Annotated in this window: 18 protein-coding genes and 1 pseudogene; 12 read left to right on the top strand and 7 right to left on the bottom strand. The window is 73.4% G+C overall.

Features of this window, described 5'->3' with window-relative positions; genetic code table 11:
* Window positions 1-568 precede the first annotated feature (568 nt).
* The 3 genes from EIO00_RS04780 (at window position 569) to EIO00_RS04770 (ending at window position 3,485) form a co-directional block, all read left to right on the top strand.
* Window positions 569-1,105 (top strand): DM13 domain-containing protein, encoded by a 537-nt coding sequence (locus tag EIO00_RS04780; RefSeq protein ID WP_175596131.1) that lies wholly within the window; start codon window positions 569-571, stop codon window positions 1,103-1,105.
* Between the two features lie 243 nt (window positions 1,106-1,348).
* Window positions 1,349-2,104, top strand: a complete 756-nt coding sequence (locus EIO00_RS04775; RefSeq protein WP_140175700.1) for a hypothetical protein — start codon at window positions 1,349-1,351, stop codon at window positions 2,102-2,104.
* A gap of 109 nt (window positions 2,105-2,213) precedes the next feature.
* Window positions 2,214-3,485, top strand: coding sequence for an MFS transporter (locus EIO00_RS04770; protein WP_140175699.1), 1,272 nt, complete (start codon window positions 2,214-2,216; stop codon window positions 3,483-3,485).
* Between the two features lie 15 nt (window positions 3,486-3,500).
* Here EIO00_RS04770 and EIO00_RS25530 read toward each other — a convergent pair whose 3' ends face one another.
* Window positions 3,501-6,545, bottom strand: coding sequence for a tetratricopeptide repeat protein (locus EIO00_RS25530; RefSeq protein WP_140175698.1), 3,045 nt, complete (start codon window positions 6,543-6,545; stop codon window positions 3,501-3,503).
* A 233-nt stretch (window positions 6,546-6,778) separates the two neighbouring features.
* Between EIO00_RS25530 and EIO00_RS04760 the strand changes: the two genes are divergently transcribed.
* Window positions 6,779-7,681 carry a hypothetical protein gene (locus tag EIO00_RS04760; RefSeq protein ID WP_140175697.1) on the top strand — a complete coding sequence of 301 codons (903 nt, stop codon included), beginning with the start codon at window positions 6,779-6,781 and terminating at the stop codon, window positions 7,679-7,681.
* A 186-nt stretch (window positions 7,682-7,867) separates the two neighbouring features.
* Window positions 7,868-8,374, top strand: coding sequence for a class F sortase (locus EIO00_RS04755; RefSeq protein ID WP_161602647.1), 507 nt, complete (start codon window positions 7,868-7,870; stop codon window positions 8,372-8,374).
* Here EIO00_RS04755 and EIO00_RS04750 read toward each other — a convergent pair.
* Window positions 8,340-9,119, bottom strand: a complete 780-nt coding sequence (locus EIO00_RS04750; protein WP_140175695.1) for an enoyl-CoA hydratase/isomerase family protein — start codon at window positions 9,117-9,119, stop codon at window positions 8,340-8,342. The genes EIO00_RS04755 and EIO00_RS04750 overlap by 35 nt on opposite strands.
* Before the next feature lie 165 nt (window positions 9,120-9,284).
* Here EIO00_RS04750 and EIO00_RS04745 point away from each other — a divergent pair, with 165 nt between their 5' ends.
* Together EIO00_RS04745 and rho are read left to right on the top strand one after the other, a co-directional pair.
* Window positions 9,285-9,749, top strand: a complete 465-nt coding sequence (locus EIO00_RS04745) for a DUF4396 domain-containing protein (protein WP_140175694.1) — start codon at window positions 9,285-9,287, stop codon at window positions 9,747-9,749.
* A gap of 467 nt (window positions 9,750-10,216) precedes the next feature.
* Window positions 10,217-11,308, top strand: a pseudogene (gene rho / locus EIO00_RS04740) (transcription termination factor Rho); the annotation flags it as partial.
* A 12-nt stretch (window positions 11,309-11,320) separates the two neighbouring features.
* Here the strand turns inward: rho and EIO00_RS04735 are convergent.
* Complete coding sequence (locus tag EIO00_RS04735; RefSeq protein WP_140175692.1) at window positions 11,321-12,739, bottom strand: serine/threonine-protein kinase; 1,419 nt, start codon at window positions 12,737-12,739, stop codon at window positions 11,321-11,323.
* A gap of 69 nt (window positions 12,740-12,808) precedes the next feature.
* Window positions 12,809-14,389, bottom strand: coding sequence for an acyl-CoA synthetase (locus EIO00_RS04730; RefSeq protein ID WP_140175691.1), 1,581 nt, complete (start codon window positions 14,387-14,389; stop codon window positions 12,809-12,811).
* A 238-nt stretch (window positions 14,390-14,627) separates the two neighbouring features.
* Between EIO00_RS04730 and sigE the strand changes: the two genes are divergently transcribed.
* The 3 genes from sigE to EIO00_RS04715 all read left to right on the top strand — a co-directional run bounded on the left by sigE (window position 14,628) and on the right by EIO00_RS04715 (window position 16,906).
* Window positions 14,628-15,152: an RNA polymerase sigma factor SigE gene (gene sigE, locus EIO00_RS04725; protein ID WP_206664052.1), complete on the top strand. Its 525-nt coding sequence runs from the start codon at window positions 14,628-14,630 to the stop codon at window positions 15,150-15,152.
* Window positions 15,153-15,328: 176 nt separating this feature from the next.
* Window positions 15,329-16,171, top strand: a complete 843-nt coding sequence (locus tag EIO00_RS04720) for an alpha/beta fold hydrolase (protein WP_140175689.1) — start codon at window positions 15,329-15,331, stop codon at window positions 16,169-16,171.
* A gap of 186 nt (window positions 16,172-16,357) precedes the next feature.
* A complete protein-coding gene (locus EIO00_RS04715) occupies window positions 16,358-16,906 on the top strand; it encodes a YceI family protein (RefSeq protein ID WP_140175688.1) in 549 nt (182 codons plus the stop codon).
* A gap of 247 nt (window positions 16,907-17,153) precedes the next feature.
* Here the strand turns inward: EIO00_RS04715 and EIO00_RS04710 are convergent, their stop codons facing one another.
* Window positions 17,154-18,491: a sensor histidine kinase gene (locus EIO00_RS04710; RefSeq protein WP_241661114.1), complete on the bottom strand. Its 1,338-nt coding sequence runs from the start codon at window positions 18,489-18,491 to the stop codon at window positions 17,154-17,156.
* Window positions 18,492-18,741: 250 nt separating this feature from the next.
* Here EIO00_RS04710 and EIO00_RS04705 point away from each other — a divergent pair, with 250 nt between their 5' ends.
* On the top strand, window positions 18,742-20,223 hold the full coding sequence (locus EIO00_RS04705) for a glutamate-cysteine ligase family protein (RefSeq protein ID WP_140175686.1): 1,482 nt from the start codon (window positions 18,742-18,744) through the stop codon (window positions 20,221-20,223).
* A gap of 122 nt (window positions 20,224-20,345) precedes the next feature.
* On the opposite strand, the gene EIO00_RS04700 is transcribed toward EIO00_RS04705, so the two are convergent.
* Window positions 20,346-21,605: a PucR-like N-terminal domain-containing protein gene (locus EIO00_RS04700; RefSeq protein ID WP_140175685.1), complete on the bottom strand. Its 1,260-nt coding sequence runs from the start codon at window positions 21,603-21,605 to the stop codon at window positions 20,346-20,348.
* A gap of 354 nt (window positions 21,606-21,959) precedes the next feature.
* Here EIO00_RS04700 and EIO00_RS25525 point away from each other — a divergent pair, with 354 nt between their 5' ends.
* Window positions 21,960-23,420: a phytoene desaturase family protein gene (locus EIO00_RS25525; RefSeq protein ID WP_140175684.1), complete on the top strand. Its 1,461-nt coding sequence runs from the start codon at window positions 21,960-21,962 to the stop codon at window positions 23,418-23,420.
* Between the two features lie 205 nt (window positions 23,421-23,625).
* Here EIO00_RS25525 and ccrA read toward each other — a convergent pair whose 3' ends face one another.
* On the bottom strand, window positions 23,626-24,945 hold the full coding sequence (gene ccrA / locus EIO00_RS04690; protein WP_140175683.1) for a crotonyl-CoA carboxylase/reductase: 1,320 nt from the start codon (window positions 24,943-24,945) through the stop codon (window positions 23,626-23,628).
* Between the last annotated feature and the right edge of the window lie 30 nt (window positions 24,946-24,975).

Genomic DNA, 24,975 nt, shown 5'->3' with positions numbered 1-24,975 from the left:
GTGACCAGGCCGAAGGTCTCGTCCACCGCGACACGGGCCGCGGCCTGAGGGCCGGGCCGTCCCGCCTCGGGCGAGACCGCCAGCATGTCGACCACTCAGCGCATCGGGACTACTCCCCTTCGCCACCGCCCACCCTACCGGGCCGAGGCACGGGCGGCCACCGCTTCCGTCCCGGCTCGGCCGACCGGCGGGCGGACGGCCGGAACCGTCGGCCCGCGTCCGGTGGACGAGCGCCGTCCGGACCCGAGGCGGCGGACCGATCCCGGGAGACCATGATCGGCATTCGGTGTCCGGCACGGCCTCCGGGCGGATTCCGCGATGCCCCGGACATGGGCCGGCGGCGCCGTCGCCGCCCGCCGCTCGGACGCCCGTGACATGGGACGCGGCATGGACGTTGAGCACGCCGTGGCCGGCGCCGCGCCTCCCCTCCGCCGCCCGGCGCGAGCACGAACGCGAGCACGAATGTCACCGTTCGGTCAGGTCTTCGGCGACATCTTCCGGTGCGTGGACGGCATCCAACCCGATAGGGGCACGGTCGCCCGGGACGGGAACCAGGACGGGAGATGTCATGGTCGCGCTGCTGCGGAGGCCCGTGGTGTGGGCCGGACTGGCGGGGCTCGCGGTCGTCGCGGCCGTGGCCCTGGCGGTGTTCCAGCCCTGGCTGCTCTTCGTGGACGAGACGGTGAACGACGGCGACCCGGCCGCGGCGGCGCCGGCGACCCCCGGGGACGGAGGGCGGTCGCCGCAGGGGCCGCAGGTGCTGGCCGGCGGGTCGTTCATCTCCCACGAGCACCGCACCTCCGGCACCGTGAAGGTGCTCCGGCTGGCGGACGGCGCACGGATCCTGCGGATCGAGGATCTGGACACCTCCAACGGTCCGGACCTGTGGGTGCGGCTGTCGGACCAGCCGGTCAAGGAGGGGCCCGGCGGGTGGTTCGTGTTCGACGACGGCGCGTACGTGGAGCTGGGCAGGCTCAAGGGCAACAAGGGCAGCCAGAACTACCGGATCCCCGCCGACGCCGACCTGAGCCGGCTCACCAGCGTCACCATCTGGTGCAAGCGCTTCCACGTCTCCTTCGGCGCGGCCGCCCTCCGGGCCGCCTGACCGCACGCGGTCGCATCGCGGCCGTGGTCCCTCCCCGACGCGTTCGCAAGACGCCGAGTCGATGTCCTCCCCCGCCGGAAGGCGGGGACCCCCTCGGAGGTTCCCGATGAATCCGATGAGAGGTCCCGGGGGCCGATGCGGCGGTGGACCGTCCGTCGCGCACCCCGGCGCCGAGGCGGTGCGCCGCCTTCCTCCCTCCTCCCCTCCCCCGCCCGAAGGCGGGGATCCCCTCGGAGGTCCCCGATGAGCCGGCGGCGCGGATACGGACTGCCGGCGGGGCTCGGAGCCGTCGGGGCGTTCTGCCTCGTCTCCGGCGTGGTGCGGGATCTCGCCATCGACGGCGATCCGTGGGACGCCCTGGCCTCCATCACGCTCGGGCCGGCCTTCGTCGCGTTCATGGCGGCGGCGCTGCCGTGGCGTTTCGACCGCGATCCGGTGCACGGCACCGAATCGGTGGACGGGACGGAGGTCCCGGCGGTGATCTTCCTGCTCCGTCGGCGCCCACTGGCCTGGGGCACGGCGGCGTCGGCGCTGCTCGTCCTGACGGGGGTCTGGCACGTGGCGCGCGGCCTGACCGCCCCGAGCACGCTCTCGACGCTCATCGGAGCGGTGCTCATCGTGGTCTTCGGTGTGCTGACGTCGGCGACGGCGTGGCGGCTGCGGTGGGCGCAGCGGGTGGCGCTGACGCCCGACCTGGTGCGGTTCCGCGTCCCCTCCGCCCGGGCCGACCTGCGGTGGGAGGACATCGCCGAGTTCGACGTGCGGACCGTGGAGGGGATACCGTTCGCGGTCCTCCGGCTGCACGAACGGGCCCGGGCGAAGATGTCGCGGAGTCCGCTGCTCTGTTTCCCCGACCGCGTCCGTCTCGACAACGAGCTCGGGGGCGACATCTACCTGGCGGCCGATGCGCTGCGCTGCCGTTTCGGTCTCTTCACCACCGCGTTCACCATGTATCTGCACGACCCCGAGGAGCGTCGCCTGATCGGCCGGACGGGATAGACGTCCGGAACGCCGCCGGTGCGGGCCGCCGTCGCGGCGGCGGCCGGGCGCTGTGAGGTTGCTCGCAGACAGATCCGACCCGGCGCACGGACTGAAAGAATGTCCCTTTGTGGCAAGGTCTGGGCGCGCCTGGGTTGTTTGGGCGGTCGGGCTGTCGGCCTATCTGGTCGGCGTGATGCATCGCTCGTCGTTCGGGGTCGCCGGGCTCCAGGCGGCCGAGCGGTTCGACGCCTCCCCCACCGCGCTGTCCGGATTCGTGGTGCTGCAGCTGCTGGTGTACGCGCTGCTGCAGGTGCCGGTCGGGATGATGCTGGACCGGTTCGGGGCCCGACGGCTGATCACCGCGGGCGCGCTGACCATGGCGACCGGGCAGCTGGTCATGGCGCTGGCCACCGAGCTGCCGGTCGCGATCGCCGCCCGGGTGCTGGTCGGCGCGGGCGACGCGCTGACCTTCATCAGCGTGCTGTCGGTCATCGGCGCCTGGTTCCCCGCCCGCCGCATCCCGCTGTTGACCCAGCTCACCGGGCTGCTGGGGCAGTTCGGGCAGATCCTGTCGGCGGTGCCGCTGGCCGCGCTGCTGTACGGGCCCGGGTGGACCCCGGCGTTCGTGTCGGCCGCCGCCCTCGGGCTGGCCGTGGCGATCGCGGTGGTCGCCGTGGTGCGCGACCGTCCGGACGGCGCGCCCCCTCCCGCCCGGGGCGCCCCGCCGCGGGAGATCCTGCACGGGCTGCGCTCGGCGTGGCTGGAGCCGGGGACCCGGCTGGGCTTCTACACCCACATGGGCACGCAGTTCTCCGGGACGGTGTTCGCGCTGCTGTGGGGCGTGCCGTACCTGGTGGTCGGGCACGGGTGGTCGGCGAGCGCGGCCAGCGGCCTGCTGACCCTCCTCGTCATCGTCGGGGCCGTCGCCGCGCCGGTGCTGGGCGAGCTGACCGCCCGTCACCCCACGCGCCGGTCCTGGATCGCGATCGGCGTGATCGTCTCCACCGCGGTCGCCTGGACGGCGGTGCTGCTGGTGCCTCCGCCCGCACCGCACTGGCTGCTGGTGGCGCTGGCGGTGGTGCTGTCGATCGGCGGGCCGGGCTCGGTGGTCGGCTTCGACTTCGCCCGCACGTTCAACCCCGACCACCGGCAGGGCACCGCGGTCGGCATCGTCAACCAGGGCGGGTTCTACGCCTCCCTGTTGGTGGCGCTGACGGTCGGGATGCTCATCGGCCACTCGGGGAGCGGCGAGTACACCCCCGAGTCGTTCCGCATCGCCTGGGTCGTGCAGTATCCGGTCTGGGCGGCGACGCTCACCGGCATCCTGGTCGCGCGCCGCAAGGCCCGCCGCCGCGCGGCCGCACGGCGCTCGTCCCCTCAGGTGGCGCCGGCGGCCTGAGCGGCGGCCGGTCCGTCACCGCGGGTCCGGCCCGTCCTCGGCCCGCTCCTGCGGCGTCCGGGCCCTCTCGGCGAGCTCCTCCAGCTCCCGCAGGCGCGAGGCGAGCCGCTGGGGGTCGGTGTACTCGCTGAGGATGCTCAGCGCCCGGCGGGCCGTGTGCAGGGCCTTGTCGGGGCGGTTCATGGCCAGGTGCAGCGCGGTGAGGTGGTCGAGGGTGCGGCGCTGGCCGTGACGGTCGTGGATCTGCTCGCGGACCCGCAGCGCCTGCTCGCACAGCCGGACGGCGTGTTCGTGCCGCCCCATGGCGGTGTGGACGTCGGCCAGGTGGTCCAACGTCCACCCCTGCCCGATGAGGTCGTCGATCTCCTGTTCCACCTGCAGGGCCCGCTGGGCGCAGTCGAGCGCCGCCGTCACCCGGCCGGCCTTGAGATGGATGCGGGAGATGTTGTCCAGCGCCTCGGCCTCGCCGCGCCGGTCGCCGATCTCGCGGCGGATGGCGAGGGCCTGCCGGGCGTGCGCGAGGGCCTCCGCCGTGCGGTCCATCTTGCGGTAGAGCCGGGCTATCTGCGCCAGCGCGTCGGCCTCGCCGTGGCGGTCTCCGACCTCCCGCCGGATGGCGAGGGACTCCTGGGCGTAGCGGAGCCCCTCCGGCAGCCGGTCCACATAGACCGAGCAGTGGGCGAGCAGCGCGAGGGTGCGGGCCTCTCCGGTGCGATCCCCGATCTCCCGCCGGATGCGCAGGGCCTCGTGCTGCATCTCGAACGCCTCGTGCGAGCGGCTCATGTGGCTGAGCGCCCCGGCCAGGGCCTCCAGGGAGAACGCCTCACCGGGCCGGTCGCCGATCTCGCGGCGCACCTTCAGGGCCTTCTTGGCCAGCTCCTCGGCCTTGCGGTAGGCGCCGAGCCGGCGCTGCAGCATGGACAGGGTGTCGTAGGCGCGGCCCTCGCCGAGCCGGTCGCCGATGGCCCGGCACAGCTCCAGGGCCTGCTCGCCGTAGCGGACGGCCCGCCGGTGGTCGCCGAGGGAGTGGGTGACCTGGGTGAGCAGGTTGAGGGTGCGCGCCTGGCCCGGCTCGTAGCCGGCGTCGCGCTGCGCCTCCAGGGCGAGCCGGGCGTACTCGGCCGCCTTGCGCCACTGCCCCAGCGAATGGTGGACGAAGGCGAGCCAGTGCAGGGCCTGGCCCTCGCCGCGGCGGCTGCCGAGCCCGCGTTCGATGTCGACGGCGCGGCGCAGGTGCTCCACCGCCTCGGTGTAGCGCCCGAGGTTGCCGTGCACCAGGCCGATGAACGTGAGCGTGGTGGCCTCGCCGGAGGGGTCCCCGGCCTCCTGGCACAGCCTCAGGTCCTCGGCGAAGCACTCCAGGGCCTGGGCGTACTTGGCCATCCGCCAGTGGATGTCGCCGATCAGCCGGAGCGTGTGCAGGGCGTGGGTCTCCCGCTGCCCGGCCTCCCGGCAGGCCCGGAGGGCGCGCTGGGCGAAGTGCAGCGCCTCGGGGTAGCCGCCGATGTCCCGGTGCAGGGCGGCCAGATGGTGCAGCGCGTACGCCCTGGGCTTGGCGGCCCCGGCGGCGGTGGCGGCCTCGAGCGCCAGGTGCTGCAACCGAGTGTTGTCACGGTTGTAGCGGCTGAGCCGCAGGAAGTCGTAGGCGGCGTCGGCCAGTTCCCACACCGGGCGCCCCAGGCCGAGCCGGGCCGCCTGGCGGGTGACGGCCACCAGTCCCATGCGCTCGGCCTCGAACCACTCCAGCGCGCCCCGGTAGTCGTCCGGGCTCCGGTCCGGTGTCGCGGCGCGGGTCAGGCGGGTGCGGTAGGGGTTGATCCGGCTGCCGTACCTGTGGGCGTTGTCGACGTACCAGGCGATGAGCCGGCCGAGCGCGGCGTTGCGCTCCGCGGCGGTCTCCTCCTCCTCGACGCGCTCCCAGGCGTACTCGCGGAGCAGGTCGTGCAGCCGGTAGCGGCCTTCGCGGGGCTGCACCAGGTTGGCGTTCACCAGCACCCGCAGCAGGGGGCGGACCTGCTCGACGGTGGTCTCCAGCAGCACCGCGAGGATCTGCGGGGTGAAGTCGGGGCCCTCCAGCAGCCCGATCCGCCGGAACGCCCGCTGCACCGGCTCCGCCAGGTGCCGGTACGACAGCCCGAACGCCGCCCGCACCGCCAGGTTGGGGTCGTCGTCGCACTCCAGCGCGTCCAGCCGGTCCCCGGCCGACAGCTCCTCCACCAGCTCGGCGATGGAGGAGTAGGTGCCCATCGCCACGTGCACGGCGGCGATCCGCAGCGCCAGCGGCAGATAGGCGCACTGCAGCGCGAGCTGTGCGGCGGCCCCCGGCTCGGCGGCCGTCCGCTCGGGGCCGACGATGCTGGCGATCAGGTCGACCGACTCCTCGGGCGTGAGCACGTCGATGGCGAGGGTGTGCGCCCCGCCCCGCACCCGCAGCGACGACAGCTGCGACCGGCTGGTCACCAGCGTCAGGCAGGTGGAGCTGCCCGGCAGCAGCGGCATCACCTGGCGGGCGTCGGCGGCGTTGTCCAAGATGACCAGCATCCGCCGCCCGGCCAGCATCGACCGGTACAGCGCGGCCCGTTCGTCCAGGTCGTCGGGCACGGCCGCGTCCGGCACGCCGAGCGCCCGCAGGAACCGGCCCAGCGCCTCCAGGGGGGTCAGCGCCACGTCGTCGGAGTATCCGCGCAGGTCGACATAGAGCTGGCCGTCGGGGAACCGGTCGGCCACCTGGTGCGCCCAGTGCACCGCCAGCGCGGTCTTGCCCACTCCGGCCATGCCGTGGATCGCGGTGAGCACGGCGGTGCGCGGCCCGTCCGCGGCGGCCAGCTCGTTCAGCCGGGCGAGGCTGGCCCGCCGGCCGGTGAAGTCCTGCACGTCGGCGGGCAGCTGAGCGGGCGGGCGGCGCTGTTCGGCCGACATGTAGACGATCTTGTTGCCGGCGACCGCGTCGCCTTCGAACTGGGTGTCGCCCAGGTAGACCGCGCCCGGCTCCCCGATCTCCACCGTGCCGCCGGGCAGGGGCAGGCGGGATCGGGCGGGGTCGACGCGGTGGTTCGTCACGAGTACCGGCTCCGTTGTCGGGGGGATCGTCGGGAGATCCGCCTCGGGCTGTGGCGGTCACGAGCCCGCCGCCGCCGGACGAGGGCAGTACCCCTAGACCGTATATGCCCACAAATGCCCTTCCTCGGAGCAGTCCCGTCCCGGTCACGGCCGGTCCCGGGGCTGTCGAGGCCGTCACCCGGTGGCCTATCGTGCTCGGCACGTGCTCGGCACGGCACGCCCTGGGAGGGCCCATGACGACCGTCACGCTGATCCTGCTGTGCCTGGCGATCGCCGGGCGGGAGCTGTATCTGGCGTTCGATCGCAAGCGACCGGCGCCGGACCCGGCCGCCGCCGCCGAGATCGCCGCGCTGCGCGACCGGGTCGCCGAGCTGGAGGCCGCCGTGCGGCGGCCCGCCCCCGCCCCGGTCCCGGCGGACGTCGAACCGGTGGAGCGGCGGCTGGCGGAGGCCGAGGCGGCGCTGCGCGACGCCGACGCCCGGATCGCCGCGCTGCTGGAGCAGGTCAACGAGCGGCTGGTGCCCGAGGTGAACCACCGGCTGGCCGAGCAGCGCGATCTGACCGACCGGCTGGCCGCCGACGTGGCCCGGCTGCGCCGGCAGGTGCGGCGGCGGCTGGAGGAGGCGGTCATCGCGTCCCTGGGCGGGGACCGGGTGGACGTGGTGCCCGGCCTGGTCGGCGGTGCGGTCCCGGCGGAGCGCCGGGGCGCGCTCGCCGACGCCTACGAGGGGTGCGCCGCCGCGTTCGGGCTCCAGGTGGAGCTGGCCGAGCCGGGCGGGGACAAGCGCTGGCACGCCCGCTACTTCCTGTCCGGGGTCGGGCCGCGCGAGCTGGAGCGCGACTTCCTCGGCCTGCTGCGGGAGCTGCGGGAGGGCGAGCCGCGGCGGGCGGTGCGGGCGCTGCTGACCGGGCTGCACGGGGTGCCGGAGGGCGTGGCGCAGATCGGGCCGCTGCACGTGGTGCGGCTGCCGCAGGTCCTGCTGTGCGGGGTGCCGCCGCTGGCGGACCTGCTGCGCCGCCGGCGGCCCGCCGCCGTGGTGGGGGATCCGCGGGCGCTGGCGGATCGGTTGCGCGCGCTGCCGCAGACCCGATGGTGCGATCTGTCGCGGTGGCGCCCGCGGCCTTCCGACGGGTGAACGCCGAAGGTTCGGCGCATAACCGCATATCCGCCCCCGTGCAGGCTCCGCTACGGAATGATGGCCTTCGTGGGGAGATCGGCACGAGCCGGGGCCGCCCGGCACCGTTGCATGGCTGCGCTCTGTTTCCTCGGCATCACGGCTTTGGCGGTTCTCGCCGTGACGACCGCGGTGCGCATACCGTCGATGGCGACCGGATCTCCGGCCGTCGCCGCGCCCGCGCCGTCGCCCACCGTCACGCCGCGGGTCACGCAGGCGATGTCGCGCTCTCGTCCGGTCCGGCTGGAGATCCCCCGGATCGGGGTGCGGGCCGGGCTGGTGCCGCTCGGCCGGGATGTGGACGGCTCGCCGCAGACGCCGCCGGCCTCCCGGGCGAACCGCGCGGGCTGGTACCGGTACGGCGCGGCGCCCGGCTCGACCGGCGAGGCGGTGATCACCGGGTACGCGGACCTGGCGACCGGCCCCGGGGTCTTCGCCCGGCTGGGCGAGCTGCGCCCCGGCGACGAGGTCGTGGTGCTGCGCCGGGACGGCCGCGAGGCGGTCTTCACCGTCGAACGGGTGGAGCGGGTGGGCGAGGACCGGCCTTCTGCGCGCCGGGTGCGCGCACAGGTCCCCTATCCGGGGATCCGGCTGGTCGCCCACGGCGGGGCCGGGCAGGTCATCGCCTATGGGCGGCTGGCCCGGTCCACGTGAAGGCGGGCGGACGGCGTTCCAGGAAGGCCGTGACCCCTTCCGCGGCGTCGCCGCCCCGCCGTGACTCGGCGACCCAGGCGTCGACCGTGGCCCGGGTGAGCCTGCTGGCGGCGGCCGAGTCGACGATGTCCTTGGCGGCCTGCTGGGTGAGCAGCGACCGGGAGGCCAGCGTGGCGGTGAACGCCGCGAGCCGGTCGTCGAAGCCTGCGGCCGGCACCGTCTCGTCCACCAGTCCGATCCGCAGCGCGTGCGCCGCGTCCACCAGCTCGGCGGAGAACAGCAGGTACTTGGCCGAGGCGGGGCCGATCAGCCGGACCAGCCGGGCGGTGGCCGCCGCCGGGTAGACGATCCCGATCTTGGCCGGGGTGATCCCCAGCCGCGCGTCGTCGGCCGCCAGCCGCAGATCGCAGGCCACGGCGAGCTGGCATCCGCCGCCCACGCAGAACCCCCGTATCGCCGCCACGGTGGGCTTGGGGAACGCCGCCAGCGCCTCCTCGGCGGTCGTCGACAGGTCCCCGGAGGTGATGTCGCCCAGTTCGGCGATGTCGGCGCCGGAGCAGAAGTCGCCGCCCGCCCCGGTCAGCACCAGCACGCGCACCGTGGGGTCGGCCTCCAGCCGGTCCAGCAGCACCGGCAGCTCCCGCCACATCGCGGCGGTCATCGCGTTGCGCTTGTCCGGCCGGTCGATGGTGATCGTCGCGACGCCCTCGGCGACCTCGCATCGCAACCGGGCTTCACCGGACATCCCAACCTCCTTGCACCGCCCTGCCGCGTCATCGTACGGCCCGCCGTCGGCCCGCCGACCGCCGGGCGTCCCGGTCGGGGAACGCGCCGGCGGGGAATACCACCAGGGGGTATATGCGTTCCGGACGTGACCGGACGCGGACCGAACGGACCGAGGAGGACCCCGATGGCGCACACCGGGGACGCCCATGGCGGGACGACATGGCGGACGGCCGCGCAGGCGACGCTGCACTGCCTCACCGGCTGCGCCATCGGCGAAGTGCTGGGGATGGCGATCGGCACCGCGCTGGGACTGCCCGACGCGGCCACCGTGGTGCTGGCGATCGCGCTGGCGTTCGTCTTCGGGTACGCGCTGACCATGCGCGGGGTGCTGCGCACCGGGATGGCGTTCCGGCGGGCGCTGAGGATCGCGCTGGCGGCCGACACCGTCTCCATCGCGGTGATGGAGGCGGTCGACAACGCGATCGTCGTGGCGATCCCGGGAGCGATGGACGCCGGTCCGGGCAGCCCGCTGCTGTGGGCGGCGCTGGCGGTCGCGCTGGCGGCGGCGTTCGCGGTGACCTGGCCGATCAACCGGTGGATGATCGCGCGCGGCCGCGGGCACGCGGCGGTGCATCGGCACCACCGCTGACGGACGCATCGCCCTACGCCGGGAATGGCCGGATCATCGACATTGTTTCCAACAGTACGGATCTGTAAGAGCGGACGGCCGAAGACCGCATTTCCGCTCCGCTCCGCCCCTCCCGGGAGCCGTCCCGGACATTGCCGGGGACCGCGCGCGCCCGCATCCAGCGGTTTTGCCGCCGATCGCATCTTGCGGCCGGTGGGTTTGTGTGCTGTAGTCTCGGGGTACCACCGATTCATCCCCGCTCCCCAGGGCGGTGAGGGTGTCCTTTCTCTGCTCTCGGGCCGATCTGAGCGCCCGGCGATCGAGTCCCCTTCCTGGTCCGCGACCATTCGGCGAGCGGCGGTACCGCGTATGCGAAACAACCCCTACCGAAGGACTGTGCATTGACCATGACCGCGCCGCCGCGCGAAGCGGCGCCCCAGCACACCGTTCCCCCGCGTCGCGATCACGGCGATGACAAGGCCCTGACCATTCCGTTCTCCGGCGTCCTGGCCGTCCAGGACAAGCACGCGTTCGTGCGGACCACCGGTTACCTGCCCGGCCCGCAGGACGTGTACGTCTCCCAGGCCCAGGTCCGTTCGCTGGGGCTGCGCCCCGGCGACATCGTCACCGGAACCGCCCGGTCGTCCCGCTCCTCCCGCGCGAAATGGCCGGCGATGGTGCAGGCGCAGACCGTGAACGGGCTGCCGCCCGGCACCGAGCGGCCCGCGTTCGGCGAGCTCACGCCGCTGTTCCCGCAGGAGCGGCTGCGGCTGGACACCGGGGCGGCGGCGACCCGGGTGATCGACCTGATCTCCCCGATCGGCAAGGGCCAGCGCGGCCTGATCGTGGCTCCGCCGCGCACCGGCAAGACCATGGTGCTGCAGGCGCTGGCCAACGCGATCACCAAGAACAACCCCGAGGTCCACCTGATGGTGGTGCTCATCGACGAGCGGCCCGAAGAGGTCACCGACATGCAGCGGTCGGTGCAGGGCGAGGTCATCTACTCCACGTTCGACCGGCCCGCCGCCGAGCACACCGAGGTCGCCGAGCTGGCCGTGGAGCGGGCCAAGCGGCTGGTGGAGCTGGGCCACGACGTGGTGATGCTGCTGGACTCCATCACCCGGCTGGGCCGCGCCTACAACCTGGCCGCCCCCTCCAACGCCCGCATCCTGGCCGGCGGGGTGGCCACCACCGCGCTGTACCCGCCGAAGAAGTTCTTCGGGGCCGCCCGCAACATCGAGAACGGCGGCTCGCTGACCATCCTCGCCACCGCGCTGGTGGAGACCGGCTCCCGGATGGACGAGGTGTTCTTCGAGGAGTTCAAGGGCACCGGCACCATGGAGCTCAAGCTCGACCGGGGCCTGGCCGACAAGCGGATCTTCCCGGCGGTGGACATCGTGGCCTCCGGCACCCGCCGCGAGGAACTGCTCATGACCCCCGAGGAGCTGGCCCTGCACTGGCGGCTGATCCGGCTGCTGCACTCCCTCGACGGCCAGCAGGCCATGGAACTGCTGCTGGAGAAGGTGAAGGAGACCTCCTCCAATGCCGAAATCCTGCTGCGGCTCCAGCAGAGCGGCTGAGAATCTGTTTTCTCAGGGAGTCCCGGCGCGAAACGTGCGCAGCGCCGCATCGAAGACGCGCTGTGCCGGCGTCCACCCTTTCTCGGGGGCGGCGAAGAGGAATTCATACCCCGCCATCCGACACCGCAGAATGCGCCGGTCCCCGGTGACGAACTCCCATTCCGCGGCCCCCTCGGCCAGTTCCGGCACGGCCTCCAGGCGGATTCTGCGATATCCCGGATATAGGCCGGCGGCCAGCGCCTCCCGCTCGGCCTGACGCAGCCCGGCCAGCGCGTCGCCGTGCACGGGCCGGATCTGCAGCTGACGGTCGGTCGCGGCGTCGGTCCACCGCACGCCGCCGTCGCTCTCGGTGCGCCGCCAGCTCGCCGGCACCTCCACCGTGGAGCCGCTCGGCCCGCGGTGCGCGACGGTGTGCGAGCTCCCCTGCGCGGACAGCACCGCCGACCCGGCGTCGGTGTGCCGCCGGGTCGTCGCCCCCACCACCATGATCGCCGCGACCAGGCCCGTCGCCGCGACCAGCGCGGTCGCCCGCGGGCGCCGGGACAGCGGCGAGCGGAGGCCGCCCCACCGGGAGCGCTCCGGGCGCCAGGTGTCGTCGGGGCGTTCGGCGGCCTCCTCCAGCAGCCGGTCCGTCTCCTCGGCGGTCAGCCGGTCCTCGGGCCTTCGCCGGAGCAGCCCGTCGATGACGGACCGCAGCGCCGGATCGGCGTTCCACGGGGGCGGGTACTCCCCCAGCAGCACCGCGACCATCGTGGCCAGCGTGTGCGTCCGGTGGAAGGGCGAGCCGCCCTCCACGGCCGCGTACAGCGTGACGCCCAGCGACCACAGGTCCGAGGCCGCGCTGCCGGGCTCGCCCAGCACCTGCTCGGGGGCCAGGTAGGCCGGGGAGCCCTCGATCCCGGCCACCATGGTGTCGACGACCGTGCGGCCGTTGAGCATGTGCACGGCCAGCCCGAAGTCGGTCAGCAGGACCCGGCCGTCGTCGGCGATCATCACATTGCCGGGCTTGACGTCCCGGTGCAGGATGCCCTTGGCGTGCGCGGCGCGCAGCACCCCCAGCACCGCCCGGCCGATCTCGGCGGCGCGCCATGTCGGCAACGGGCCGTCGCGGGCCAGTATCTGCTGCAGGCTGCGGGCGCGCAGCAGCTCCATGACGATCCAGGGGCGGCCGCCCTCGTGGAGCACGTCGTGGACGGTGACGACCCCGGGGTGGCGCAACGCCGCGGTGGCGCGCGCCTCGGCGAGGATGCGCCGGCAGACGGCGTGCCGTTCGCTGCGGGTCAGCTGGTCGGGGAGAACGGTCTCCTTGATGGCCACATCGCGGTCGAGAAGCTCGTCATAGGCCCGCCATACCGTTCCCATGCCGCCTTTTCCGATGACGGAGAGCAGCCGATACCGGCCCGCGAGCGGTTCTCCCGCTTCGACCCTCATGTGGTGGTTTCTCTCGCGGAGGGGGCCAAGTCATCCTCCGCAACGCGTCACGAATGCTTGACCGAGAGCTCACCTTGCGGTGAGGACCGTGCGCGCCCACGCGTAGTCGGACTTGCCGACCGCCGTGCGCCGCACCTGCGGCACCAGCCTGAGCCGGCGCGGCAGCTTGTAGCCGGCGAGCCGGCCGCGGAGGAACTCCGTCAGCTCCTCCAGGGTGGGCTCGGCGCCGGGCCGGGGCTCGACGACCGCCGAGACGCACTGGCCGAACCGCTCGTCCGGCACCCCCACCACGATGCAGTCGTAGACGTCGGGGTGCTCCTTCAGCGCGACCTCGACCTCCTCGGGATAGACCTTCTCGCCGCCGGTGTTGATGACCAGGGAGCCCCGGCCCAGCAGCACCACCGTGCCGTCCTCGGCCACGGTGGCGAAGTCGCCGGGGATCGACCAGCGGGTGCCCTCGGCGTCGGTGAAGAACGTCTTCGCCGTCTTCTCCGGGTCGTTGTAGTAGCCGAGCGGGATGTGGCCGCTGCGCGCCAGCCGGCCGATCTCGCCGGGCCGCACGGGCCGCAGGTCGTCGTCGAGGACGGCGATGCCCGGCCCCATCCGGAAGCGGGCGGTGCCCTCCTTGCCGCCGACCGCCGGACCGCACGCGCCGGTCTCGGAGGCGCCGTAGGTGTCGAGGAACATCACGTTCGGCAGCGCGGCCCGGATCTCCTCCTTGACCGCCTCGCTGAGCGGCGCGCCCCCGGAGGCGACGGCCAGCAGCGCGGAGGTGTCGTGGTCGCCGGCGGCCAGCTCCCGGGCGATCGGCCGGCCCATCACGTCGCCGACCAGCATGATCACATTGGCCCGTTCGGCGGCCGCCAGCCTCAGCGCGTTCCCCGCGTCGAAGGTGTGCTCGGTGTAGAGGACGACCTTGGCGCCGCCGAACAGCCCCATCAGCGCGACCCACTGGCCCGCCCCGTGCATCACCGGGGCGCAGTCCAGCACGGCCATGGGGGGCTTGCCGGCGTTCTCGGCGAGGGCCTCGGGGCTGGCGACCGGCTCGCCCAGCACGTTCCCGCCGCCGAGGGCGCCGAAGAAGATGTCCTCACAGCGCCACACCACGCCCTTGGGGTGGCCGGTGGTGCCGCCGGTGTACATGATGTAGTGATCGTCGTTGGAGCGGGCGGGGAAGTCGGCGGTCGCGGGCGCCTCCTTGAGGGCGTCCTCGTACCGCACCGCCCCGGGGATCTCCTGGTCGCCGCCGTCCTCCAGCACCACGATGTGGCGCAGCTTCGGCAGCCGGTCGCGGATCTCCAGCACCCTGGGCAGCAGGGAGCGCTCGCCGATCAGCGCCACCGAGTCCGAGTCGGCCAGCACATGGTGCAGCTCCGCGGCCACGTAGCGGTAGTTCACCGGGATGGGCACGGCGCGGATCTTGAAGATCCCGAACATGCTCTCCAGCCACTCGGCCCGGTTCCACGACAGGATCGCCACATGCTCGCCGGGGCGCACCCCCGCGGCGGCCAGATGGTGGGCGACCCGGGTGGCGCGCTCGTCCAGCTCCCGGTAGGTGCGCCGCTCGCCCCCCGCCACCAGTGCGGGGCGGTCCGGACCCGCCTCGGCCAGGATCTCCAGGAGGTCGGCAAGGTTGTAGCTGCGTGCCATGTGCTTCCTCGCTGTCGGGCCCGGGTGCGCACCGGACGGCGTCGTCATTTGCACCAACCGTGGATAAGTACCCAATTATGGGCAGGGCGGTCGGCGGGGACACGGCCCCTCCCCCGCCGGAGAACTGCGACGCTCATCACCCTCCGATCCCTCCTTACGGCGCTCTTATCCGGGTACCGGCACAGTGGGAGTAACGATTTCGCATCAGCAGCGGGGGGTGTCGGTGAGCGCAGGTTCGATGGCGTGGACACCGCCGTCCTGGGAGGAGATCGTCCGTGAGCACTCCGCCCGGGTGTTCCGGCTGGCGTACCGCCTGACCGGGAACAGATACGACGCCGAGGATCTGACTCAGGACGTCTTCGTCCGGGTCTTCCGCTCGCTGTCGAGCTATACCCCCGGCACCTTCGAGGGCTGGCTGCACCGCATCACCACCAACCTCTTCCTGGATCGGGCCCGCCGCAGGCAGCGCATCCGCATGGACGCCCTGCCCGAGGACGCCGCCGACCGCCTGCACGGCCGGGAGCCCGGCCCCGCCCAGATCTATGAGGAGCGGCACTTGGACGGCGACGTCCAGGCCGCGCTCACCGCGCTGCCGCCCGAGTACCGCGCCGCCGTCGTCCTGTGCGACATCGAAGGGCTGTCGTACGAGGAGATCGCCGCCACGCTGGGCGTCAACCTCGGCACCGTCCGCAGCCGCATCCACCGCGGCCGGGCCCGGCTGCGCGAGGCCCTCGGCGATCGCGCCCCCGCCCGCACCGGGTGAGCGCGCCGGCGCCCGCCTCCGCCGGACGGCCGGGAGGCCCTCCGCGCACCCGATCGCGGCGCCGGAGACGCCGGCTCCCGCGACGAGCGGCACGGCAGGGCCGCGGCGGGCGGATCCGGGGTCGTGTGTCCCGGATCACAGGTGACCCGTGAGTAACTTCGCTCTAACCTCGTGCCGTGGACATCGTGTACGAGCGCCGAGGCGAAGGGCCTCCGCTGGTTCTGCTGCACGGGGTCGGGCATCGGTGGCAGGGATGGCTGCCGGTGCTGGACCGGCTGGCCTCCGAACGGGACGTCATCGCCCTGGACCTGCCGGGGTTCGGGGCCTCGCCGCCGCTGCCGCCGGGGCGGCCGTACACGCTGGACACGGTGCTGGACGTGCTGGCCGGCTTCTTCGACCGGCTCGGCCTGGGCCGGCCGCACATCGCGGGGAACTCCCTGGGCGGGCTGCTGGCGCTGGAGGCCGCGGACCGCGGACTGGTGAGCTCTGCGACGGCGCTCTCGCCCGCCGGTTTCTTCACCACGCCGGAGATGCTGTGGGCGGCGACCGTGTTGTCGGTGTCGCGGCTGGGGGCGCGCCTTCCGGAGCAGTGGCTGCGCAGGCTGACCCGCGACCCCCGGCGGCGCCGGCTCGCGTACGGGCTGATCTACGGGCGTCCGGAGCGGCTGGATCCGGAAGAGCTGCTGGCCGACGGCCGGGCGCTGCGGGACTGCACGGGGTTCGCGCCGGTCATCCGGGCCGGGACCGCGGTGCGGTTCACCGGGACGTGCGAGGAGGTGCCGGTGACGATCGCGTGGGGCACGCGGGACCGGCTGCTGCTGCCCATCCAGGCGATGCGGGCGCAGCAGCGGCTGCCCAAGGCCCGGTTCGTGTGGCTGCGGGACTGCGGACACGTCCCGATGGGCGACGACCCCGAGCTGGTGGCCGAAGTGCTGCTGGAGGGGAGCTCCGTTCCGTTGCGGGAGCCCGCGGGCGACGCGGCCGGCACGGCCTCCGAAGGCGTCGAGCGGGCCTCCTGAGCCGGACGGGCCTCCGCCCCCGATCTCCGCCCCCGGGCCCGGCCGTGCTCATGGCCGGGCCCGGGAGGGCGTCGAGGGGCGTCGGGAACGCCGGTGAGGCCGAGTTCGGAGAGAATTGACTCTCATTGAAGGTTAAACTACTCTGGGTCTTTAGTTGAAGCTTCAACAATTTGGAGGGCTGCCCTGATGAGCTTGGAGACCGTCGCCCCCGGACTCACCGCCGGCACCTGGAACATCGACCCCGCGCACTCGGAGGTCACCTTCGTCATCCGCCACCTGATGAGCAAGGTGCGCGGCACGTTCACCGACTTCTCCGGCACCATCGAGATCGCCGAGGACCCGGCCGAGTCGTCGGCGACCGCCGAGATCAAGATGGCCTCCATCGACACCCGCAACGCCGAGCGCGACGCCCACGTGCGCTCCTCGGAGATCCTCGACGTGGAGAACCACCCGGTGATGACGTTCCGCTCCACCGGGCTGCGCTCGGAGGGCGACACGCACTACCTGGACGGGGAGCTGACCATCAAGGGCGTCACCCGCCCGGTCGCCCTCGAGGTCGAGTACAACGGCGTCGGCGAGGACCCCTGGGGCGGCACCCGCGTCGGCTTCTCCGCCAGGACCACGATCAACCGCAAGGACTGGGGCGTCGAGTTCAACATCCCGCTCCAGGGCGAGAAGGTCCTGCTGAGCGACAAGGTCGACATCCAGCTGGAGGTCCAGGCCGTGCGCGCCTGAGCGCCGCCGCGACCTTCCCTCCGCTCGCGGCGCGGGTCCGCCCGACCCGCGCGCCGGGGCTCCGGGTCGCCCGCCGTCCGGTGGGCGACCCGTCGATCGTTCACGGGGGTCCCGGCCGGGAGGGACGGGGGGAGGAGCCGAGAGAACGCCCGGGGCGGAGCGGAAGGCGCCGCCGGGCGGGCCGCGCGGACATGCGGGAACGTCGGCCGGGAGGCGCCGGATCGGGCCGGCCCGCACGCGGCCCGCTCTACGGCAGCGGGAGGCGGAGGGCGAAGCAGGCGCCCTTGGGACTGTCCTCGACGGTGAGGGTGCCGTTGTGGGCGGTGGCGATGTCGCGGGCGATGGCCAGGCCGAGGCCGGTGCCGCCGGAGGAGCGGCTGCGGGCGGTGTCCAGCCGGGTGAAGCGCTCGAAGACGCGTTCCCGGTCCGGCTCGGGGATGCCGATGCCGTCGTCGGCGACGGTGAGCAGCAGCCGGGAGTCGGCCTCGGGGTCGCGGGTCAGCCGGACCTCGATGCGGGTCTCGGCATAGCGCTCGGCGTTGTCCAGCAGGTTGTGCAGCAGGCGGACGAGCTGCATGCGGACGCCGTGGACCGTGATCCCGGGGCGCAGGTCGGCGCACAGGGAGACCGGCGGGTCACGGCGGGCCAGCTCGGCCGTCACCAGCTCGGTGAAGTCGATCCGTTCCCGGGCGGCGGGGCCGCCGGTGCCGATGCGGGCCAGCAGGAGCAGATCGGTGATGATCGACTCCAGCCGGTCGGTGTCGCGCAGCGCCGCCTCGACGACCGCCCGGAGGTCGGTGTCGTCGGGGTGCATCACGGCGTCCTCCAGGTTGGCGCGCAGCGCCGCGATCGGGGTGCGCAGCTCATGGGAGGCGTCGGAGGCGAACTGGCGCTGGCGGTCCACGGCCTGCTCCAGTCGGCGCAGCGTCTCGTTGGCGGTCCGCGCGAGCTGGGCGATCTCATCCTCCCCGGGCGGCTCGGGCACCCGGCGGCTCAGATCGCTGGCGGTGATCTCCGACAGCTGGGCGCGGATCTCCTCGACCGGACGCAGGGTGCGGCCGACCATCCGCCATGTGAGGCAGGCGATCGCGGCGGACAGCGCCAGGACGGCCGCTCCGAGCAGGACCTCCAGCAGCCCGGAGGTCAGCAGCACGGGCATCGGCGCGGCCGCGTAGACCACCACCGAGTCCGGGGCGGTGGTCGCCCGGATGGCCTCCACCAGCATGCAGCGCCGATAGCCGGGCCGCCCGCACTCCACATAGTCGCGGATGCGCCGCTCGACGGTGGGCCGCAGGTCGCTGACCGGCGGGCGCCCCCAGGAGGCCCGATCGGCGTTGCGCACCCGTCCGTCCGGCCCGACCACCTGGAGCACGACGCCCTCGGCGGGCGGGATCGGCGTCGGCAGCGTCCCGTCGCGCACCGCCCCGCTCACCCGCCGGCCGGCGAGCTGGGTCCGGGTGAGCGTCTGCGAGGTGGCGACGTCGCGGACGATCAGATCCGCCGCCGCCGCCAGCGCCCCCAGCACCAGCACCGACACGATCGCCGCGATGACCGTGTCCCGGGCCCTGATCGTGCTCAGGGTCATCGGGCGCATCGCCGTCGCGAAAGGAGCATGAGCGGTTTGAGGGGAGATCGGAGGAGGGGAGGGCCGGTCGTGGTGTCCGCGGAGATCACGTGGCTCCTGGTCGACGGGAATGTGGCGTTCGGAAGAGCATCTTCAACCCGTGCGTGGAGTGAGGGTAGTCACTCCGATACGGGTATGTCCTCCTGGGTTTGACGTGCGCCGTGAAGGGAGAAGCGTTTTGTAGTTGTTCGTCCGGATTGAAAGGCTTCGCATGGGCAAGGACGTGCCCCGGTTCGTCATCAGCAGAGAGGACCGGCGGCGGTATCGCGACAAGGTGCGCCGCAACCTGGACGTACTGGCCCGCATGCTGCGCGAGTCGCAGTTCGAGTTCCACCGGCCGCACATCGGACTGGAGATCGAGCTCAACCTGGTCGACGAGCGGGGCGAGCCGCTGATGCGCAACGCCGACGTGCTCAAGGCCATCGCCGACCCGGCATGGGCCACCGAGCTCGGCCAGTTCAACGTGGAGGTCAACATCCCGCCGCGGGAGCTGGGCGGCGGCGGCACCGGGGAGCTTGAGAAGGAGATCCTGGCCTATATCCGGCACGCCGACGAGCGGGCCCGGGAGCTGGGCGGCGCGCTGGTGATGGTGGGCATCCTGCCGACGCTGCGACAGTCCGACATCGGCGAGGAGGCGCTGTCGGCCAATGAGCGCTACAAACTGCTGAACGAGCAGATTTTCGCGGCCCGAGGCGAGGACCTGTACATCCGGATCGAGGGGCCCGAGCGGCTGGCCCTGCACGCCGACACCGTGCTGCCCGAGGCCGCCTGCACCAGCGCGCAGTTCCATCTGCAGGTGAGCCCGGACGACTTCGCCGCCTACTGGAACGCCGCCCAGTGCATCAGCGGGGTGCAGGTGGCGCTGGCGGCCAACTCGCCGTTCCTGTTCGGGCGGCGGCTGTGGCACGAGACCCGGATCACGCTGTTCGAACAGGCCACCGACACCCGCCCGGAGGAGCTGAAGTCGCAGGGCGTGCGGCCCCGGGTGTGGTTCGGGGAGCGCTGGATCACCTCGGTGTTCGACCTGTTCGAGGAGAACACCCGGTACTTCCCGGCGCTGCTGCCGCTGTGCGAGGAGGAGGACCCGGTCGCCACCTTGGAACGCGGCGAGATCCCCCAGCTCGCCGAGCTGAGCCTGCACAACGGCACGATCTACCGGTGGAACCGGCCGATCTACGCGGTCGTCAACGGCAAGCCCCATCTGCGGGTGGAGAACCGGGTGCTGCCCGCCGGGCCCACCGTCGCCGACATGGTGGCCAATGGCGCGTTCTACTACGGCGTGGTGCGGATGCTGGCGGAGGAGGAGCGGCCGCTGTGGACGCGGATGTCGTTCGCCGCCGCCGAGGACAACCTGCACCGCGCCGCGCGCCACGGCATGGACGCGCTGCTGTACTGGCCCGGGTACGGGGAGGTCCCGGCGGCCGAGCTGGCGCTGCGCCGGCTGCTGCCGCTGGCGCACGAGGGCCTGGACCGCTGGGGGGTGGACCCGGCCAAGCGGGACCGGCTGCTGGGCATCGTCGAGCAGCGCTGCCTGACCGGCCGCACCGGCGCGCAGTGGCAGATCGACATGGTCAAGCTGATCGAGGAGAACGAGAACGTCTCCCGGCACGAGGCGCTGCGCCGGATGACCAACCGCTACATCGAGCTGATGAACACCAACGAGCCGGTGCACACCTGGCCGGTCGAACCGTGACCCGGGCCGCGTCCCGGGCCGCGACGCCGGCCGATCGGACCGCGACGCCGGCCGCGCCGCCGGCCGATCGGGCCGTGACGCCGTGACCGCGCCTCCGGGGCCGCCCCGCCCGGCCCCGGAGCCTATCTCCGCAGCGCCACGACCTCGCCGGAGGCGGTCTGCCGGGGGCGGGAGACGCGACGCTCCTGCGCGGTCAGGAAACGGGCGCGCAGCACGATCTCCAGCTCAAAACGCACGTCGGGGTCCAGCAGCTGGTCGCCGAACAGCTCCTCCAGCTGCCGCAGCCGGTAGCGGACGGTCTGCGGGTGGACGTGCAGCCGCATCGCGACCTCGTTGGCGTTCCGTCCGGACTGCAGCCAGGCCAGCAGGGTCTCGGCGAGCCGGTCCTGCTGGCTGGGCCGCAGGTGCGCCAGCGGGGCCAGCCGGATGCGGGACAGGCCCTCCAGCAGCTCCTCGTCCTGGAACAGGATCAGCGTGGACAGGTGCTCCACGGCCCGGATCACCCCGGTGCGCTGCTCGATCACGCCGCGTTCGGCCAGCACCAGCGCCCGGCGCGCCCACTCCATCGAACGGCCCGCCTCGGCGACCGGCACGGTGGGGCCGACCACCGCCATGCAGCCGCCCAGCGTCCGGTCGATCAGCTTGGCCCGGCCGGGGCCGTCCGGGTCGGGCACGATCAGGCTGGGCACCGGCCGGGTGAGGTCGGCCAGGATGTCGGGCGGGAACGCCGGGTGGCCGGGGTCGTAGGGGTGCTTGCCGAGGGCCACGGCGGCCACCGTCCGCGGCATCGGCCACTGGGCGGCGGCGGCCTGGTCGTTGATCGCCTCCTGGGAGGCGGGAGGGTCCGCCAGCAGCAGGCCCAGCAACCGCTGCCGGCGGCGCTGCATCTCCCCGGCGACGGCGGCCTGCGCCTGCGCGTATCCGGCGGCGGCCGCGGCGGCCAGCTCGTCCTGGTAGGCCAGCAGGGCCTCGCCGACCATGCCGAGCACGGCGGGCGAGACGTTCAGATGCACCGCGCCCTCGCAGATGCGCCGCCAGGCCACCATCAGCCCGACCCGCAGCGCCGACTGCATGGCGTCCAGGCTGCGCCCCTCGCCGGCCTCGCCGCGCCCGATGGCGTGGAAGAAATCGGTGACCGACTCGTGCTCCCCGTCGGGGTCGGCGACGCGTTCCACGAAGTAGTGCAGCACCCGCTCGACGGCCGTCCGCAGGGTGCCGGAGTAGGGGGCGTCCGGCGGCCGGTCGTATTCGCGGACCCGGGCCTGGATCTCACTGATCATGTCGTCGGCGACCTCGTCGAGGTGCGGCCGCATGTGCTCGGCCAGTTCCCGGGGTATCTCCGTCCAAGGCCGTTCCGAGCCGGCCGAGCCGCGCGCCGTCATGTCGCCCCCCTTCCGTGTTCACGCCCCGTCAGCGCTTTGCGACGCATGAGGTAATTGGTCACTTGCACAGCAAGTGTGCCGTACAACGGCGCGTAAGAACAGTGAAAGATCAGTGTAGACAGGCATTGAACAGCATTTAGGACAATCTATACACCAGAAAATTGATCATCCGGATATTCACTCCACACGCCCTTCAGCGCCCACCGCACGCCATGGAGGATCACTCACGGTGATCACCGATCGCCCCGCCGGCCCCGCGCATCCGGACGACCCGGGCTCCGCTCGGGCGGACGCGCCGGCCCGGGGTCGACCGCAGGCCGGCGAGCGGGCGCGAACGTCCCCGGGAGGCTGCCGATGGCAAGCGTCGACGCGGTGATCGTCGGGACCGGGCCCAACGGGCTCGCCGCGGCGGTGACCCTGGCCCGCGCCGGGCTCTCCGTGGAGCTGCACGAGCAGCACGAGACGATCGGCGGCGGACTGCGCACCGTCCCCCTGTTCGACTCCGGCGTGCTGCACGACGTGTGCTCGGCGGTGCACCCGATGGCCGCCGCCTCGCCCTTCTTCCGCCGGTTCGGGCTGCGGGAGAGGGGCGTGGAACTGCTCCGGCCCGAGATCGCCTACGCCCATCCGCTGCCCGGCGGCCGGGCGGCGCTCGCCGCCACGGACCTGGACCGCACCTGCGCGGGCCTGGGGGCCGACGGGGAGCGGTGGCGATGGCTCATGGCCCCGCTGCTCGCCCGCGGCCACGGAGTGGTGGACCTGATCATGTCCGGACCGCGGCCCCGGCCCCGCGACCCGGTGGCGGCGGCGCGGTTCGCCCTGCGCGTGCTGCGGCTCACCGCCGGACCGGCACCGCTTCGCGGGCGGGAGGCGCAGGCGCTGCTGGCGGGAGTGGCCGCGCACCTGATCGGGCCGCTGCCCTCGACGGCGGGCGCGGGCGTGGCGCTGCTGCTCGGCCATCTGGCGCACGGCACCGGGTGGCCGCTGCCGCGCGGCGGCAGCGGGCGGATCGCCGACGCCCTCGCCGCCGACATCCGCGCGCACGGCGGCGTCTTCCACACCGGCCGGCGGATCACGGACCTGGGCGAGCTGCCCCGGGCGAAGGCGGTGCTGCTGGACGTGGCCCCCAAGGGCCTGCTCGCCCTCGCGGGGGACCGGCTGCCCCGCCGCTACCGCCGCGCCCTGGAGCGCTTCCGGTACGGGCCGGGCGCGGCCAAGGTCGACTTCCTGGTCTCCGACCCCATCCCGTGGGCGGCCCCCGGCGTCGGCGCGGCCGGCACCGTGCACCTGGGCGGCACCCGGGAGGAGGTCTTCCGCGCCGAGACGGCCACCGCGCGGGGGCGCCGGGTGGAGGATCCGTTCGTCCTGGTGGTCGACCCGGCCGCCGTCGACCCCTCCCGCGCGCTCCCCGGCAAACGCCCGGTGTGGGCGTACGCGCACGTGCCCCACGGCGACCCGCGCGACCCGGTGGACATCGTCCGCCGCCGCATCGAGGAGCACGCCCCCGGCTTCACCGACACGATCATCGCGGCGCGCGGGGTGCCGGCGGCGCGGATGGAGGACCACAACCCCAACTACGTGGGCGGGGACATCGCGGCGGGGGCCATGTCGCTGCGCCAGGCGTTCTGGCGTCCCGTCCCCGGGCTCGACCCGTACCGCACCCCGCTCCCCGGGGTCTACCTGTGCTCGGCGTCCACCCCGCCCGGGCCGGGGGTGCACGGCATGTGCGGCCATCTCGCCGCCCTGTCCGCGCTGCGCCGCGAGTTCGGCGTCCACGCGCCCGTGCCGCTGTCCCCGCCGGCGGGGACGTCGTAGCGGGCGGGCACGCGCCGGACCGAGGGGCCGCACGGACAGGGCGGCGCCACTCGATGCCGACCGATGCCGACCGGCGCCAACCGGTGCCGACGCCGCGTCGGGCCGGCGGCGTTCTCCGTCCCGGCGGGGATCTGCGCGGCCGGGCCGGTGCGCCGGCCGCCGCACGGCCGGCGTGAGGAGCGGCGGGTACCGGGCCGCGGGGCGTTCAGCGGCCCCGGTAGAGGGTGATCTTCTCCTCGCCGAAGCGCTCCCGCAGGGCGGGGTCGTCGATGCCCTGGTGCTCGGCGGTGGCGCCGATCAGGATGCCGACCTTGCCGACGTGACGGTTGGTCTGGACGGAGCGGACGGCCTCGCCGGTCTGCTCCATCGGGTAGACCCGCGACAGGGTCGGGTGCAGCAGCCCCAGGCTGAACAGCCGGTTGACCTCGACGGCCTCGGTGTAGTTGAAGCCGTGGCTGCCGACGATGCTCTTGACGTTCATCCACAGGTACCGGTTGTCGTACTCGTGCCGGTAACCGGTGCTGGAGCCGCAGGTCACGATGCGTCCGCCGCGGCGGGCCACATAGACCGAGGCGCCGAAGGTCTCCCGGCCCAGGTACTCGAACACGATGTGGGGGTCCTCGCCGACCAGCCGGCGGATCTCCTCCCCGAGCCGGCGCCAGCCCTTGGGGTGCGACAGGCCGTGCTCCCCGAAGTCGATCTCGGACCGGTTGAGCACGTGCTCGCAGCCCTGCCGGCGCACCAGCTCGGCCTTCTCCTCGGAGGAGACCACCGCGACCGGGATCCCGCCGGCGTTCTTGACCAGCTGCACCGCGTACGAGCCCAGCCCGCCGGCGGCCCCCCAGATCAGCACGATGTCGCCCAGCTTCATGCGGGCGCCGTGCCGGCCGATCAGCATCCGGTACGCGGTCGCCGCGCACAGCGTGTTGGCGGCGGCCTCCTCCCACGACAGGTGCGCGGGCTTTTTGATCAGCTGGCTGGCCTTGACGACGGCGAACTGACCGAACGCCCCGAAGTTGGTCTCGAACCCCCAGGCCAGGGCGTCCTCGCCGAGCAGGCCGTCGTCGTGCACCGCCGGGTCCTGCTCGTCGACGGCGCAGGCGGAGACGACCACCTTGTCGCCGACCTTGAAGCGGCGGACGGACTCGCCGACCCGCACCACCACGCCGGCGGCGTCCGAGCCGAGGATGTGGTACGGCAGGTCGTGCCGGGCGCCCCACCTGCCGGTGCGGGCCAGCCTCTCCAGGAACACGAAGGTGGGCACCGGCTCGAAGATCGCCGTCCACACGCTGTTGAAGTTGACCGCCGCCGCCATCACCGCCACCACGACCTCGTCGGGGGCGAGCTCGGGCATCTCCACCTCGCCGATGTGGATGGAGCGGCGGACGTCCTTGTCGGCCTCGCCCTGGAAGACGCCCACCTCGTCACGGAGGGTGTAGGCGGCCCGGAAACGGGTGGGCAGCTCGCATTCCAGCAGCTCGGCCGGGGATGCGCCCTGGCGCACGGCGTCGAGCAGTTCGGACATCGTTCACCTTTCCGAGAGGGAGCGGAGGGT

Source organism: Thermomonospora catenispora, from assembly GCF_006363815.1.
Lineage (GTDB): Bacteria > Actinomycetota > Actinomycetes > Streptosporangiales > Streptosporangiaceae > Thermomonospora > Thermomonospora catenispora.
This window is presented reverse-complemented; position numbering and strand designations above follow the sequence as displayed.